The organism is Methylophilus sp. Leaf408, assembly GCF_916856905.1.
Lineage (GTDB): Bacteria > Pseudomonadota > Gammaproteobacteria > Burkholderiales > Methylophilaceae > Methylophilus.
On the sequence record NZ_CAKASK010000001.1, the window covers coordinates 373,966 to 389,088 of the forward strand.

The following is a 15,123-nucleotide window of genomic DNA, read 5'->3' on the forward strand; positions in this document are numbered from 1 at the left end:
AAAGCGTCATGCGTTATCAATGTTTATACCTTTGACAGTGCCTGCTCCAGGTCGGAAATCAGGTCATCAATATGTTCCAGGCCAGCCGAAAGCCTGACCAGGTCTTCGCTGACACCTGCTTTTGCCAGTTCTTCAGGATTCAGTTGACGGTGCGTGGTTGTCGCCGGATGGCAAGCTAGACTTTTGGCATCGCCAATATTCACCAGGCGGGTGAACAATTGCAGCGCATCTATAAATTTGGTACCGCCTTCTTTACCGCCCTGCACACCGAAGGAAAGGATGCCGGAAGCCAGGCCATTCAGGTATTTTTTGACCAGCGGGTAATCCCTGTGATCTTCCAGCCCGGCATAGTTGACCCACTTCACTTTTGGATGCTGCTTAAGGTAATGCGCAATCGCCAGGGCATTGCTGCTATGACGTTCCATGCGTAGCGGTAATGTTTCCAGCCCTTGCAGGATAAGGAAGCTATTAAAAGGGCTGATGGCTGCGCCGGTATTGCGTAAGGGTACGACACGGGCGCGGGCGATGAAAGCAGCCGGCCCCAATGCTTCAACATAGTTAACGCCGTGATAGCTAGGGTCAGGTGTATTCAAACTAGGGAAGCGCGCTGCGTGATCCCCCCACGGAAATTTGCCGCTATCGACAATAATGCCGCCAATCGAGTTGCCGTGGCCGCCTATATATTTTGTGAGTGAGTGCACAACAATATCTACGCCATGCTCAAACGGCTTGGAAAGAATCGGAGTCGCAACTGTGTTGTCTACAATCACCGGTACACCATGTTTGTGTGCGGCTTCACTGATGGCGGCCAAGTCAACCACATTACCCAGTGGATTACCTATGGTTTCTGCGAACACCAGTTTGGTACGGCTATCGATCAGTTTCTCAAGCGAAGCCGGGTCGCGGTAATCAAAGAACCGGACCTCAATGCCTTGCTTGGGCAGTGTATGCGCAAACAGGTTATAAGTGCCGCCATACAGCGTTGATACTGAAACGATGTTGTCGCCAGCTTCGGCAATGGTCTGGATGGCGTAAGTGATGGCAGCCATGCCTGAGGCCAGCGCAAGCCCGCCAATGCCACCTTCAAGCTGGGTGATGCGCTCTTCAAGCACCGCGGTGGTTGGGTTCATGATGCGCGTATAGATATTGCCCTGAACCTTGAGATCGAACAGGTCGGCGCCATGCTGGGTATTGTCAAACGCGTAAGAAGTGGTTTGATAAATGGGGACAGCGACTGCTTTGGTCGTGGCTTCTGGTGAATAGCCGCCATGGATGGAGATCGTCTCAGGTTTCATCTTGCTGCTCCTTGTGATTGCGTGACAAGCGTGCAGTATAAACCTGGCGTTTGGCCATGGTTATAACATTTAATTCAATGCTTATAACCGCAAGAAATCGGTCGCGTTTTGAACTGAAAGCGCTCAAGCGTGCTTGCCGCGACTTACCCCATCAGGTCAGGAATAATATGACCAAGTTTTGCGGATTTGGTTTGCAGGTATCTCAGGTTTTCTAAAGTAGGTTCGGTCAGCAAAGGTACTTGCTGGTGCACAGTAATCCCTAGCATTTCCAGTGCGGAACGTTTGCCAGAATTGTTGGTAAGCAGGCGCACAGAATTAATTTCAAAGAATGCCAGCATCTCTGAAGCCGCTTCGTAGCTGCGACTATCCACCGGCAGCCCAAGTGCTTCGTTGGCTTCTACTGTGTCCAGTCCCTGGTCCTGCAAGGCATAGGCGCGCATTTTATTGCTGAGGCCTATGCCGCGTCCCTCATGGTTTTTCAGGTAAAGCACCAGGCCGTGGCCATGTTCCTGAATCAGCCGCTGGGCATGATGCAACTGTTCACCGCAATCGCAGCGCGTAGAAGAAAACACATCCCCGGTGAGGCATTCGGAATGCACGCGTACCAATGGATTCTGTGAACGGGTGATGTCGCCGCAGGTCAGCGCGACATGTTCAACATTGGTCCGGTTATCATGAAATACGTGCAGATCAAAATCACCATACTGGGTAGGTAACCTTGCGCTGGAACTATGGGTAAGAAATTGCATGTGTTTGACTGGAAAATAATTTAAATCTTCAAGCCATTATTGTAACGTTTACATGCAGGTTCGTATGTATTTTTTGCTTTAAACCTTGTGTGGGTTGCAGTCAAAACCCGCGTGAATAAACGAACCGATTCAGCTTGGATTAATCCTAATGCTGTTACACTTTTAGCCAGTGACAGTTGGTAGCCGCTGTTAACGGCAATGTTATTGAGGAGTGATATGCGCAGGTCGACGACCTTTTCTCGAGTAATGATGGTTTGCCTGGTGTGTTGCAGCCTGGCTGCTACCGGCTGGCTGTTACCAATTGCCGGTTCTGGCGAAAGCCCTGCTATTGCCGGGCAACTTGCTGCCAAAGGTCAGATTTTGAGCCTAGAGAAAATATCCAGGTTGGCAAAGTCACATAAGCCAGGTGAAATTCTCGAAGTTGAACTGGAGAAAAAACATGGCCGCTATCTTTATGAGGTGGAAATCCTCGATGCGCGCAGCCAGGTATGGGAACTCAAGCTGGACGCCAAGACCGGCCAGCTGCTGAAAATGGAGCTGGATGACTGATGCGTTTGCTGCTGGTCGAAGATGATGCCTTGCTCGGTGCCAGCGTGCAGCAGGCGCTGAAAGCTGCCGGTTATGCCAGCGACTGGATACAGGAAGGTAACGAGGCCAGAATACAGGGTAGCCTGGAGCCTTATGACGTGGCTATCCTGGATATTGGTTTGCCGGGGCTAAATGGGCTGCAAGTATTGGCCGCCTGGCGTGAGGAAGGGCGGAGTATGCCGGTGATCGTATTGACGGCCCGCAGTAGCTGGCAGGAAAAAGTGGAAGCCTTTAACCTGGGCGCAGATGATTATGTGACCAAGCCATTCCATATTGAAGAACTGCTGGCGCGCATTAGTGCGGTACACAAACGCAGCGTTGGCTTGGTCAGTGGCGAATTGAGTATGCAAGGATTACGTCTGGACGAGCATACGCAAACGGTCTGGCAGGGCACTGATTCTTACAGTTTGACGGGTACTGAATTCCGCCTGTTGCGTTATTTCATGCTTCATCCTGGGCGCATACTCTCTAAAAGCGAGCTTACCGAACATGTGTATGCTTATGATGAAGATAAAGATAGCAATGTGATCGAGGTGTATGTCAATCGCTTGCGCCAAAAAGTCGGGATGGACAAAATCCAGACCCGGCGCGGACAAGGCTATGTATTCGGCCAGCTTCATCCAGAAAGTCACTCTGCATGAAGTCATTGCGCAAGCAGCTCACCCTTGGCCTGACGTTAAGCCTGGTAGGGCTGTTAACGTTGCAATGGGCGGTAGTCACATTCACGATTGACCACCTGATCCAGTCTCAGATGACAGAGCGCATGCAGCAGGAAGTAGAAGCGCTGCTGGCGGGTGTAACCGTTAATAGCCGAGGCCAGCCCGTAGTAGAAGAGCGGTTGATCACTGCAAGTTACCAGCGTCCTTTCTCCGGACGTTATTTTATCGTCATGATTGATGAAGCGCATAAACTCCAGTCGCGTTCAGCTTGGGATGTGAATTTGCCAGTGATGCCGCTAGCGGTGGGGCAGCAGCAGGCGACCCATATCACCGGACCTGAGGATCAACCTTTATTATTGTGGGGGCATGGTTACCGCAAGCAGCAACGGGATATCACTATCTATATCGCCGAAAGCCTGGTCGATTTGCAGCACAGTTTACGCGTGTTTCATGGTATCTACGGTGCGCTATCTTTATTAGGCCTGATTGCTTTATTAGCCCTGCAACGCTGGATTGTACTGAATAGCCTGAACCCATTGCAGCAAATCAAGGAAAATCTGGCACGGGTTGCCAGCGGTGAATTACAGCAGATTAATGCCAATGGCCCGGCGGAAGTCATGCCGCTGGTGAATGAATTCAACCGCATACTCAAAAGCGCCAGCCAGAAAACCAAACGGTCGCGCCTGTCTATCGGCAACCTGGCGCATGCGCTTAAAACGCGGCTGGCGCATTTGCAACTGCTGTTCGATAACGACTCACGGATAGGCATTTCGCAGTTGCGCCTAACTATGAAAGCCTGTGCAGAAGAAATACATCAGGATGTCGAGCGTGAGCTCAAACGCGCCCGTCTGATGGGTGATGTGTACACCAGTCAGCAGACCGATTTAGAGATTGAAGTGCCTAAACTCGTGGCAACCTTGCAAAAGATTTACAGTGAAAAACAGGTGGCATTCGCCTGGCAACATGATGCCCAGACCAAGCTGATGGTTGACCGCGAAGATATGCTCGAGCTGTTGGGGAATGTACTGGATAACGCTTTTAAATGGTGCCGTGGCCAGGTACAACTCAATATCTCGGTACAGGATGGAATTACCGTGATGGTAGAGGATGATGGCCCAGGCAGTAGCGCACCTGAACTGGATACATTATTACAGCGTGGAATGCGCATGGATGAATCCAAACCGGGCAGCGGCCTGGGGCTGGCGATTGTGCAGGATATTGTGCAGCATTATCATGGGGATATTTCCCTCGATCACTCTGCCCGGTTAGGTGGGTTACGTGTGCAGTTGTGCTTAAAGCCTGCATGAAGCAGGCTTTATATTTAGAACCAGTCGCGGTTCACGCTATTCACTTTGCCGGTTTTCGCATCAATATACACTTCCCATTCAGCGCCCTCGGCATCCACAATTTCCACTTCGTAATCCCAGCCGGATTTGAATTTGCGGCGTTCCAGTTCGACTTCTTTAACGACACCTGGCTTTGCGGCCAGTGCTTTACTTTGTGCGTCTTCCCATGAAATAAAGCCGAATGCTTTTGCCGTTTCGGTCATTTTCTGAATATCGTCCCCATCATCGTCTGCCATGGCTGGTTGATTGGCCAGCACGCCGCAAAGCAGGCTGATCATCAACACACTGGCTGAAGTTTGCATAAAGTTTTTCATCGTGATTCTCCTAATAATTGTTGTCGAATTATCACGATAGTCTGCACGCCTTAATTCAAGCTGAATAATTGTTGGTAATACTGTAAGGCTACTGAAATATTCACGAAAGCTTTTTGTAAGGCTGGCGCGCTACAGTGAGTCACATCAAATCCGTCATCTATATATGGCGGTGTTACGCAAGGTTATATCTCTAAAATATTATTTTGAAGGAGCGAACGATGAAAAAAGTGAAAGCGTATCAAGTGATGGGATTGGCTGCATTAGTCTTTTCCGGATCGGTATTGGCGGAGCAAGCCAATGCCACCCAAAATATCGCCAGAAGAGCAGTGACTGCGCAACCTGTCAGTGCGAGTGCAGATCAGGCATGGGAAGGGACCAGTTTGCAGTTGAATGCAGCCCAGCAAAAACAGCAGGCAGCTAAACCGTTCAGCTTGCAATATGTGAGCAGACGCTCGACTATCTGATCCAAAAGGCAAGGCGCTGCAAATTTACGAGTAATTCGGCATTTGTAAATTAGGCTGATGTTGTTTGAGCTGGGTAAATAACCAGCGTGTCTCCAGCAATATCCAGACCCGCAGCATGGCCTCCATTGGGTCAAATGGCTTGGTTAGAAAGTCTTTTGCGCCCAGTGCCAGCGCCTTGCGTCGTGTAGCAATCGTGGCATCAGCTGTCAGCACCAGTACTGGCAGATACTCATTCGGCCCGACATGATGCGATAACTGGTCTAGCACGGCAAAGCCATCCAGCACCGGCATCATTAAATCCAGCAAAATCAGGTCAGGCTGGAAAGCGTTCACCAAGTCCATGGTTTTGGTAGAATCGGTGGTGCTGATGACTTGCTCAAAGCCTTCTTTGGTCAGCAGCTCTTCCAGCAGCCTCAGGTTGGCTTCAGCATCATCAATAATCAGGATTTTAGAGGCTCGCAGCTGTTCAATATTCATGGTGTCGGTTCTGGTAATAGTTTTAACAATAACTGGTTAAACGTGGCGACATTTAACGGTTTGGTGAAGTAGTGGGTGATGCCTAGCGCCTGCAAACGCTGGATGGTTTCTGGCAGTGCGTCGGCACTCAGGATCACTAGCGGGATGTCACGCAGATTATCGCGGTCAGACTGTATATGCTGAATCAGTAATTCTCCCGAGCCATCGGGCAGGTTTAGATCGAGTAATAATAAGTCAGGCGTCATGTCGCGCAGCCAAACCATGCTGCCTTGCAGGCTGGCAGTGACGTGCAGTTTGATATGGCGATGCTTGCTGATAATTGCTTCCATCAATGCCTGATTGCTAAGGTTGTCTTCTACATACAGGATATGACGCTTGCGCGGAGTTGCAGAAATGGTGGCTGGCATTTGCACATCAAGCTCTTCTGCGGTTTCTGAGGCGGCCTGCATTTGAATATCTTCTTCACAGGCTGGCAGGCTAAACCAGAACATGCTTTTATCTTCCGCCACGCCGATCTGCCCGCCCATAGCGTCCATGAGTTGTTTACTTAACACCAGACCTAACCCAGTACCTTCGGTCACTGTGCGTTCTGCACCCAGGCGGTCAAATGGCGTAAACAGGCGTGATCGATGTTCTGCGGGAATACCTTTGCCCTGGTCTTGTACTTCTACCCAGATATGGCCTTGCTGGCGGTATGCACTGATGGTGACCAGGGTATTTTCCGGCCCATATTTCAGTGCATTCGCCAGCAGGTTTAAAATCACTTGCAATAACCGCTGCCGGTCAGCACGCACCTTCAACCGCGGTTCAAAGCGGGTTTCTATGCTCATGTCGCGTACTTTTTCCAGCGGCTTGAGGTAATGATAGGCTTCTTCCAATAGAGGATTCAGCGCGATGACTTCCATAGACATGCCAATATCACCACTTTCGATACGTGAGATATCCAGTACTTCATTGATCAGTTTCAGTAAGTGCTGTCCCGCGTTATGGATTAACGTCGCACTGTCTTTCTGGCGGCCATCGGGCAAATCGTTTTCCAGGATTTGCGCAAATCCTAAAATCGCATTGAGCGGCGTGCGGAGTTCGTGACTGGTACGTGACAGGAAATTACTTTTTGCAGCGCTGGCTTCTTCCGCTTCAACTCTTGCCTGATGTGCTTCGTGTGCACTTTTTTTCAGTAATTGTGAGGCATGCTCTAGCTCCATCGTCAGTTCGCCCAATTCATCCTGACTGATACTGGGTAACGCCAGCGGCTCACTTTTTACCAGGTGAATGGCGCTGTCACGGATAGTCCTGACACGGGCGACGATTGTTTGCGTAAATACCCAAACGCCAATCAGAGAACCGAATACGCCTGCGATCACCGCCATCAACGTAATACGCAGGTTGCGTTTACGCTCAAAAATCACTTCTTTTTTATCCTGATCGACAATCCGGGATTCCCGCAGACTCATTTCGTCCAGGTGTGAACGTAACTGATTAAGCGCAGCGCCCTGGGAGCTGAACTTGCGTATCAACTCTTCATCGGCTTCTTTTTCGGTATTGCTGGCCAACACGGCCAAGTCGTTAAGGTTTTTTTGTACCAGCGGATGTATCACCAGCAGCAATTTCTGTTGTGCTTGGTCATCCAGGCGCAGTTCCAGTGAATCCAGTAACTGCGGCATGGCTTGTTTGGCACTTTCATATCCAGACAAAAATTGACTGTTGTCGGTAAGCAGGTAATCGCGTACGCCGGTAGAAGCTTCGAGCAACTGCGTTTGCAGGGTTTGAATATCCTGCTGGATTTGTAGCGCATTTTGCACGCGGCGCTCCAGTAACGCCGCCTGTTGCTCACTTTCAAAAATCAGGGCCAGTGACGCCAGCAAAACGGTCAGTGGCAAGGTGTTCAGGATAATGCCTTTGATCGTTAAAGGCGCGTCTTGCCAAAGTTGGTTTAAATAGCTGAATAGTTGCAGGTTGCGAAAAGGCATATCAGGTATCACAATCCATCGCTTTTGAACCCAGCCTCCACTGCCTTGACCGCGGCCTGGGTACGGTCATTGAGGTCCAGTTTGCTGAGGATACGCTCTATATGAATTTTGACCGTACCCGGTGAAATGCCCAGCTTACTCGCTAGTAAAGCATTGCTTGCACCGGAAGGCAGCAGGGCAAACACTTCGCGCTCCCGTGGCGTAAGTTTTTGCACGTAACTGTCATCAATCATGGTGCTTGACTGGGCTTGACCGTATAAGGCAAAACCCAGCATGCCGCACAGGCTGTATAAAATCTGCAAGCTGTTATGGCTTAAAGGATTGCCTGTGATCAATGCCAGTAAACCGACAGGGCGTTGCTGGCATGCAATGGGCAAGTGATAACAATGCACATTTGCCTCGGTGGTGGCAGGCAATGTCCATAAGCTAGACACGTATTGCTGATGCACTTCAAAGCGGATGGGTTCTTTTAACCATTGCCCCAATACACCCAGCATGGGAATACGCGCACCGACCGGATAGCTCTTGCCACGCAATGCCAGAATCTTCAGCGCACCGCCATGTTGTTGGCTGATCAGGCCGTGCTGTGCGCCGAATTGCATGCATATTTCATCCAGCAACCATTGCAATAACTCGTTGGACCAGCCGGAAACAAATAATTGCTGGCCAAATTTTTCAAATAATTTGTCTTGTGCAATTTGCGCCTGGTTTTGTTTCAAGGCGCTACGCAGGGCAAACGCACTCTCGACTTCAGGGGTAGGGCTGTCATTCGGCATATGCCGTTAAGTATATACCGAACTACCTATATTGGTAGATTTTTTGTTGCCAGCTACGGTGCAAAATGCAAACCATGATGAATCAATTAAAACCCCAACGAACAATGAATGTCCAACAAACAGTGAATAGGAGAAATAATATGCGTAACGGTTATACAGCAATGTTATTGGTGTTTGGTTTGGTAGCGGCTTTGCCGGTGAATGCCCAAGACCAAAATGAAGAAGTGACCATAGAAACCAAAATCCATCACCACCAGTCCCTGAGCAGAAGACCTTACCAGGCACCAGTAGTGATGGCGAACAAGCCTGCTGCTGAACAAGGGTGGGAAGGTGCATCCATGACAGCCGGCCAGGAGCAGAAAGAAAGACACCTGCAATTATTGAGAATGCATTCCATTGGTAAGCGTCCACTTTAAGTCAGGGTCAAATTAGCGAGTCAGAATTGTGTAAGGATACTGGCACATAATATTGCCAGGCCTTGGCTAGAATGCTTGAAGGCTGCCTGACGTTTATATGATAAAGGAGTATGAAAATGAGCAAATTATTATTGGTAGTTTTGGTGTCATTCGGAGTGATGGCAAATGTTCATGCGGATGAAACACAAGCGCAGGATAATGATGTACGTACTTTACATCATAAGAACTTTAGCAGCCGTCCTTACAGTAAAGCTCCAGTGGCTAAACAGCAGAGTGCTGAAGATAAATGGGAAGGTGCAGGTATTGTGACCGATAGTCCAGATAAAGGATTTGATAAACACGATCAACTGCGTTTAAACTTTATTGGTAGACGTCCTTACGTAGCTGATACTCCAAGAGACTAATGAATACTGCATATAGTCTTTAGCGTTCAAACCACCCCGCACGCGTGCGGGGTTTTGTGTATTGTGTATATGGCATAATCATAGAATCTAATTATAATTAACGATAATAATATAACGAAAAATTGTTTCACTTGTGAAGGAAAAACACTATGTCCGCTACACCATCAAGGTCGGATTTTTTCGACCTGTTTAAGCATTTGAATCGGGATTTACCGGCTTCAATCGTTGTTTTCTTTGTAGCTTTGCCGCTTTGCCTGGGCATCGCACTAGCCTCAGGGGCACCACTCTTCTCAGGCGTCATCGCCGGGATTGTCGGCGGTATCGTCGTTGGCCTGGCCAGTGGATCGCAGCAGGGGGTTAGTGGCCCGGCAGCCGGCTTGGCTGTGATTGTGATGGCCGCCATCAGCAACCTTGGATCTTATGAAGTATTTTTAGCCGCTGTAGTATTGGCCGGTGTTTTTCAATTTTTACTTGGCCAATTTAAAGCAGGTTTCATTGCTTACTTTGTGCCTTCTTCAGTGATTACCGGCATGCTGACCGGTATCGGTTTGCTGATTATCCTGAAACAGATTCCGCATGCATTCGGTTACGATGCCGACTATGAAGGTGATGAATCGTTTGGTTTTGACGGCCACAATACTTTCAGCGATATTTTGCAGGCATGGGACTTATTGACGCCAGGAGCTGTGTTGATTGCCGCAGTTTCTTTTGCGATCCTGCTTCTGTGGGATACTGTGTTAACTAAAAAACATAGAGTGTTCCAGTTGTTGCAAGGGCCGATTGTGGTGGTACTGGTGGGGATTTTGTTCAATATTGCCTTTATGCGCGGCTGGTTAAATTTTTCGCTGGCTGAAGACCAGATTGTACGATTGCCGGTAGCGGGTAGCCTGGGTGAATTTACCAGCTTTTTTACCCACCCGGATTTTAGCCATATTGCACAGCCAGCGGTGATTAAAACCGCGTTAGTCATGGCGATTGTCGCCAGCCTGGAAACATTGTTATGCGTAGAGGCAACCGACAAACTGGACACCCTGAAACGGGTGACGCCGACCAACAGGGAGCTTAAAGCGCAGGGGTTAGGCAATATCGTGTCCGGTTTAATCGGTGGTTTACCCGTCACCCAGGTGATTGTGCGCAGTAGTGCGAACATCACGTTTGGCGCACAAACTAAAATATCCGCAATTTTGCATGGTTTCTGGTTACTGCTCAGCGCCATTACCATTGCCAGCTTCTTGAATCTTATTCCCCTGGCCAGCCTGGCCACTATCCTGATCATGGTGGGCTATAAACTGGCTAAACCGAGTTTATTTAAACAACAGTTCGCCCTGGGCTGGGAACAGTTTATCCCGTTTATTGTGACTATTATCGCCATTGTATTTACCGATTTGCTGACGGGTATCGGCCTCGGATTAGTGGTAGCGATCTTTTTCACTTTGCATCATAGCTACCGTAACTCTCATTACATCAAGCAAACACGCAGTACCAAGGATGGCCAAGAAGTGTTTGAACTGGTGTTGGCGGAAGAAGTGTCTTTCTTCAACAAGGCCAGCATCCTGGAGGTATTGGAGTCGATCCCGCGCAACAGCAAAGTGGTGATCGATTGCACTCACAGCAAAGCGATTGCCTATGATGTGGTGGAGTTTATTCATGGCTACCAGCAGCATGCCAAACTGAAAAACATTACCGTAGAAACCATTGCGTTTAACCCGCCCAAGCATTTGCTGGGGCATTAATCAAAAGCGGGGCTGAATAGCCTCGCTAAAACAATAATTTACTAGAGGATTATTTGTATGTACAAACACCCATTACTTGATCGTGACAAAATGACGCCGCGTGAGGCACTGGATATTTTGATCGAGGGTAACCAACGTTTCACTTCAGAGGTGGAAGAGGAAAAAGACTTCAAGGCTCTGATTCAAATCACCAAGGACAAACAGCATCCGTTTGCGTCTTTCCTGAGTTGCAGTGATTCGCGCGCACCGGTTGAATTACTGTTTGACCAGGCCCTGGGCGATATTTTCAGTGTGCGTCTGGCCGGTAATATCGCTTCCGACAAAGCGATGGGCAGCCTGGAATTCGCCAGCAAATACCTGGGCAGCAAACTGATTGTGGTGATGGGGCATACGTCCTGTGGCGCGGTGAAAGCGGCTTGTGATGACTTTAAAGATGGCCATATCGGAGAAATCATTAACCTGATCAAACCTGCTATCCGTCATGAAAAAACGGTGAGTGATGCGGCACAGCGTAATTCCAAGAATGCTGATTTTGTTGAAAAGATTAATGAATTAAATGTCAGGTATCAGATAGATACGATTATCCGTAGCAGTGATATTGTCGATGACATGATACACAGCAAGCAAATTGCGATTGTTGGTGCGATATACGACATTTCTAACGGTAAAGTGAACTTCCTGAATGATACTTACGTCGGGTAATCAATCCGTGGTGTATTAAATAAAAAAAGCCGATGTTACAACATCGGCTTTTTTATATCATTTTGATTACTGATGGCCTTCTTTAGCCAGGTTGATACTGTATTTAGGGATTTCCACCGTCACATCGGCCTCTTGTAAAATGGCCTGGCAAGAGAGTCTCGAGAAGGGCTGCAAGCCCCAGGCGCGATCCAGCATATCTTCTTCATCTTCTTCAATATCGTTCAAGGTTTTAAAGCCTTCTCGCACGACCACATGACAAGTGGTACAGGCACAGACGCCGCCACAGGCGCTGTCAATGTCGATCTCGTTATTATGCAATGCGTCACAGATGGAGGTGCCTTTTTCTGCTTCAATCACAGCGCCTTTCGGGCAAAGTTCAGCATGGGGGAGGATGGTGATTTTAGGCATATTACAGTTCCAGAGAGTCCAGGTTTTTACCCGCTAGGGCTTTTTGTACAGAAGCATCCATGCGTTTGGCCGCAAAGTTTTCTGTCGCATGATTCAATGCTTCAGTGCCATGCTTGATGGCTTGGCTATCTGTGCCCTGGCACAAGGTGTGCAAGGCCTCCAGATGCGCTTGTATGGTATCGCGCTCTTCCTGCGCGAGTAAGGTTGCGCCATCCTCAGCCAGTGCTGCCTGAATCGCTTCTATCAGGCGTTGCGCATCCACAGTGGCTTCACGCAGCATACGGGCTGCTTTGTCGCTTTCAGCCGCGCCAAATGAATCTTTGAGCATGGTTGTAATCTGGTCTTCGCTCAGGCCATAAGATGGTTTGACGGTAATATTGGATTCAACGCCGCTGGTTTGTTCACGCGCCGTCACCGAAAGCAGGCCATCGGCATCTACCTGGAAAGTGACACGAATACGCGCAGCGCCTGCGGCCATTGGCGGAATACCGCGTAGCTCAAAACGGGCCAGTGAGCGGCAGTCGACCACCAGTTCGCGCTCGCCTTGTACCACATGGATAGCCATCGCTGTCTGGCCGTCTTTGTAGGTAGTAAAGTCTTGCGCGCGCGCAATCGGTAAAGTCGAATTGCGAGGAATGACTTTTTCAACAAGTCCGCCCATGGTTTCCAAGCCAAGAGATAATGGCGTCACATCCAGCAGCAATAAATCTTCTTCGCTACGATTGCCTACCAGCACATTGGCCTGGATGGCTGCACCCAGTGCAACTACTTTGTCCGGGTCCAGATTGGTCAACGGTTCCTGCTTGAAGAATGCCTGCACTGCATGGCGGATATGCGGCATGCGGGTAGCGCCACCAACCAGTACAACACCATTGATATCTTCCATGCTCAAGCCGGCATCGCGCATGGCTTTGCGGGTAGGGCTTAAAGTCTTGCTAACCAGGTTTTCAGTCAGGCTGACAAACTGCTGAACTGTCAGCGTTTCATCAACCAGTGCGCCATTGCTGAGCTTGCACAGAATATTGGCTTCGTGGTTATCGGTCAGCCATTCTTTGGCCTGACGCGATTTGGTCAACAGCAGGCGGGTATCGGCTTCGGTCAGTGGCTTGAAGTCTGCCGTTTTACTCCGCACCTGATCCAGTACCCAGCAATAGATGCGGTGATCAAAGTCATCACCGCCAAGGGCCGAGTCACCGTTAGTCGCCAATACCTCAAAAATGCCTTTACTCAAGCGCAGAATCGAAATATCAAATGTACCACCGCCAAGGTCATAAATGACATACACCCCTTCAGAGGCATTATCCAGGCCATAAGCGACTGCAGCGGCAGTTGGCTCATTCAGTAAGCGTAAAACGTTCAGGCCAGCCAATCTGGCAGCATCTTTGGTGGCCTGGCGCTGGGCATCGTCAAAATAAGCAGGGACGGTCACCACGACGCCCATGAGTTCGCCACCTAATGCTTTTTCAGCACGTATTTTTAATGCTTTTAGAATATCCGCAGAAATCTCAACCGGGCTTTTTAAGCCGGCGCGCGTTTTGAGTTCTAAAATGCCTTCTGAAGATGCATTTTCAACAAAGTGGTAGGGGATATGTGCACGGTCGGTAATGTCGTTTAAAGCGCGCCCCATAAAGCGTTTGACTGAGACGATCGTATTGACCGGATCCTGGCTTTGTGCGGCTTGCGCTTCATGACCAACCACAATTTCATTTTCAAGATAACGTACAACAGAAGGCAATAAGGCATGGCCATGTTCATCATGCAATACTGTACTCATGCCACTGCGTACTGTAGCCACCAGTGAGTTGGTCGTACCCAGATCTATGCCTACCGCCAGCTTGTGCTGGTGTGGGGCAGGGGACATACCTGGTTCGGATATCTGTAATAGCGCCATGAAACTTAGTCTTCCAATTGAGCGATCAGCTGGTTCACATCTTCGCTCACTTTATCTATAAACCGCAGCTTGCGAACAGTCATTGCCGCTTGTGTCGGCGCTTGCGTAATTTCTTCTGCCACTTGCTGTTGCAGGATGTTGGCTTGTGCGCGCATATCAATTAAAAGCGCATCCAGTGCTGCGATATCTTTGGCAAATTTGGCGTCGTCTATTGCTTCTCGCCATTCCATTTGCGCCATCAGGAAATCGGCAGGCATCGCCGTATTGTTTTCTTCTTCAGTCTCAATACCTGCTAATTGCAATAAATATCTTGCCCGCGATGTGGGCTGTTTGAGAATTTTATAGGCTTCATTAGCCAGTGTCGCTTTTTGCATGGATTGCATGCGTTCTGCAGATGAGGCATTCACAAACTTGTCCGGGTGAACTTCGGCCAGCAGTTTGCGGTAATTGCTATCTAACACTGCCAACTCAATGTTGAATTGTTGCGGTAGCTGGAATAAAGCGAAATAGTTTTGCATAGTAGAAAATAAAACCTATGCAAAACTAATAGAAGTTAACATCAAGTAGAGCATAAAGAAAGTAAGCAGCTTTTAAAACACAGTCAAATCAGACCGTGAATGACTCGCCGCAACCGCACTCATCCTTAACGTTAGGGTTATTAAACTTAAACCCTTCGTTTAATCCTTCTTTGGTGAAGTCCAGCTCGGTGCCGTCGATATACACCAGACTTTTCGGGTCCACAATGACTTTGACGCCATAGCTCTCAAATATGCTGTCTTCCGGCAACATATCATCGACAAATTCCAGTGTGTAAGCCATGCCGGAACAGCCGGTGGTTTTCACGCCCAAACGCAGACCAATCCCCTTGCCACGGTTGGCCAGGAATTTTTCTACGCGTTGAGCTGCGGTTTCTGTCAGGGTAATCGCCATC

18 protein-coding genes are annotated in these 15,123 nt (G+C 49.0%); 8 read left to right on the plus strand and 10 right to left on the minus strand.

Going from position 1 to position 15,123, the window contains the following annotated elements; genetic code table 11:
- Nucleotides 1-23: 23 nt before the first annotated feature.
- On the minus strand, nucleotides 24-1,295 hold the full coding sequence (locus LPA26_RS01605; RefSeq protein ID WP_229007081.1) for an O-acetylhomoserine aminocarboxypropyltransferase/cysteine synthase family protein: 1,272 nt from the start codon (nucleotides 1,293-1,295) through the stop codon (nucleotides 24-26).
- Nucleotides 1,296-1,438: 143 nt separating this feature from the next.
- Nucleotides 1,439-2,044 carry a GTP cyclohydrolase II gene (gene ribA / locus LPA26_RS01610; RefSeq protein ID WP_055829333.1) on the minus strand — a complete coding sequence of 202 codons (606 nt, stop codon included), beginning with the start codon at nucleotides 2,042-2,044 and terminating at the stop codon, nucleotides 1,439-1,441.
- Between the two features lie 249 nt (nucleotides 2,045-2,293).
- Here ribA and LPA26_RS01615 point away from each other — a divergent pair, with 249 nt between their 5' ends.
- From LPA26_RS01615 to LPA26_RS01625, 3 genes are read left to right on the plus strand one after another with little or no spacing between them, the layout of a single operon-like run.
- Nucleotides 2,294-2,593 carry a PepSY domain-containing protein gene (locus tag LPA26_RS01615; RefSeq protein WP_229008309.1) on the plus strand — a complete coding sequence of 100 codons (300 nt, stop codon included), beginning with the start codon at nucleotides 2,294-2,296 and terminating at the stop codon, nucleotides 2,591-2,593.
- Nucleotides 2,593-3,273: a response regulator transcription factor gene (locus LPA26_RS01620; protein ID WP_229007082.1), complete on the plus strand. Its 681-nt coding sequence runs from the start codon at nucleotides 2,593-2,595 to the stop codon at nucleotides 3,271-3,273. The genes LPA26_RS01615 and LPA26_RS01620 overlap by 1 nt, the downstream gene beginning before the upstream one ends.
- On the plus strand, nucleotides 3,270-4,598 hold the full coding sequence (locus LPA26_RS01625; protein ID WP_229007083.1) for a sensor histidine kinase: 1,329 nt from the start codon (nucleotides 3,270-3,272) through the stop codon (nucleotides 4,596-4,598). The genes LPA26_RS01620 and LPA26_RS01625 overlap by 4 nt, the downstream gene beginning before the upstream one ends.
- A gap of 14 nt (nucleotides 4,599-4,612) precedes the next feature.
- Here LPA26_RS01625 and LPA26_RS01630 read toward each other — a convergent pair whose 3' ends face one another.
- The gene (locus LPA26_RS01630; RefSeq protein ID WP_229007084.1) at nucleotides 4,613-4,951 is read right to left on the minus strand and encodes a PepSY domain-containing protein; all 339 of its coding nucleotides are present in this window, start codon (nucleotides 4,949-4,951) and stop codon (nucleotides 4,613-4,615) included.
- A 218-nt stretch (nucleotides 4,952-5,169) separates the two neighbouring features.
- On the opposite strand from LPA26_RS01630, the gene LPA26_RS01635 reads away from it, so the two are divergent.
- A complete protein-coding gene (locus tag LPA26_RS01635) occupies nucleotides 5,170-5,415 on the plus strand; it encodes a hypothetical protein (RefSeq protein WP_229007085.1) in 246 nt (81 codons plus the stop codon).
- A gap of 24 nt (nucleotides 5,416-5,439) precedes the next feature.
- On the opposite strand, the gene LPA26_RS01640 is transcribed toward LPA26_RS01635, so the two are convergent.
- Genes LPA26_RS01640 through LPA26_RS01650 form a run of 3 tightly spaced genes read right to left on the minus strand, consistent with a single transcriptional unit; the run spans nucleotide 5,440 to nucleotide 8,638 of the window.
- Complete coding sequence (locus tag LPA26_RS01640; protein ID WP_055829316.1) at nucleotides 5,440-5,892, minus strand: response regulator; 453 nt, start codon at nucleotides 5,890-5,892, stop codon at nucleotides 5,440-5,442.
- Nucleotides 5,889-7,862, minus strand: coding sequence for an ATP-binding protein (locus LPA26_RS01645; protein ID WP_229007086.1), 1,974 nt, complete (start codon nucleotides 7,860-7,862; stop codon nucleotides 5,889-5,891). The genes LPA26_RS01640 and LPA26_RS01645 overlap by 4 nt, the downstream gene beginning before the upstream one ends.
- Before the next feature lie 8 nt (nucleotides 7,863-7,870).
- On the minus strand, nucleotides 7,871-8,638 hold the full coding sequence (locus LPA26_RS01650) for a LuxR C-terminal-related transcriptional regulator (RefSeq protein ID WP_229007087.1): 768 nt from the start codon (nucleotides 8,636-8,638) through the stop codon (nucleotides 7,871-7,873).
- A 140-nt stretch (nucleotides 8,639-8,778) separates the two neighbouring features.
- On the opposite strand from LPA26_RS01650, the gene LPA26_RS01655 reads away from it, so the two are divergent.
- The 4 genes from LPA26_RS01655 to LPA26_RS01670 all read left to right on the plus strand — a co-directional run bounded on the left by LPA26_RS01655 (nucleotide 8,779) and on the right by LPA26_RS01670 (nucleotide 11,893).
- A complete protein-coding gene (locus LPA26_RS01655; RefSeq protein WP_229007088.1) occupies nucleotides 8,779-9,054 on the plus strand; it encodes a hypothetical protein in 276 nt (91 codons plus the stop codon).
- Between the two features lie 116 nt (nucleotides 9,055-9,170).
- Nucleotides 9,171-9,458, plus strand: coding sequence for a hypothetical protein (locus tag LPA26_RS01660; RefSeq protein ID WP_055829309.1), 288 nt, complete (start codon nucleotides 9,171-9,173; stop codon nucleotides 9,456-9,458).
- A 149-nt stretch (nucleotides 9,459-9,607) separates the two neighbouring features.
- The gene (locus LPA26_RS01665) at nucleotides 9,608-11,191 is read left to right on the plus strand and encodes a SulP family inorganic anion transporter (protein WP_229007089.1); all 1,584 of its coding nucleotides are present in this window, start codon (nucleotides 9,608-9,610) and stop codon (nucleotides 11,189-11,191) included.
- Nucleotides 11,192-11,248: 57 nt separating this feature from the next.
- Nucleotides 11,249-11,893 (plus strand): carbonic anhydrase, encoded by a 645-nt coding sequence (locus LPA26_RS01670; RefSeq protein WP_055829303.1) that lies wholly within the window; start codon nucleotides 11,249-11,251, stop codon nucleotides 11,891-11,893.
- A gap of 66 nt (nucleotides 11,894-11,959) precedes the next feature.
- Here LPA26_RS01670 and fdx read toward each other — a convergent pair whose 3' ends face one another.
- From fdx to iscA, 4 genes are all read right to left on the minus strand, one after another.
- Nucleotides 11,960-12,301, minus strand: a complete 342-nt coding sequence (fdx, locus tag LPA26_RS01675) for an ISC system 2Fe-2S type ferredoxin (protein ID WP_229007090.1) — start codon at nucleotides 12,299-12,301, stop codon at nucleotides 11,960-11,962.
- 1 nt (nucleotide 12,302) lies between these two features.
- Nucleotides 12,303-14,192, minus strand: a complete 1,890-nt coding sequence (gene hscA, locus LPA26_RS01680) for a Fe-S protein assembly chaperone HscA (RefSeq protein ID WP_229007091.1) — start codon at nucleotides 14,190-14,192, stop codon at nucleotides 12,303-12,305.
- A gap of 5 nt (nucleotides 14,193-14,197) precedes the next feature.
- Nucleotides 14,198-14,710 carry a Fe-S protein assembly co-chaperone HscB gene (gene hscB, locus LPA26_RS01685; protein ID WP_229007092.1) on the minus strand — a complete coding sequence of 171 codons (513 nt, stop codon included), beginning with the start codon at nucleotides 14,708-14,710 and terminating at the stop codon, nucleotides 14,198-14,200.
- Between the two features lie 88 nt (nucleotides 14,711-14,798).
- Nucleotides 14,799-15,122 carry an iron-sulfur cluster assembly protein IscA gene (gene iscA / locus LPA26_RS01690; protein WP_055829295.1) on the minus strand — a complete coding sequence of 108 codons (324 nt, stop codon included), beginning with the start codon at nucleotides 15,120-15,122 and terminating at the stop codon, nucleotides 14,799-14,801.
- Nucleotide 15,123 lies beyond the last annotated feature (1 nt).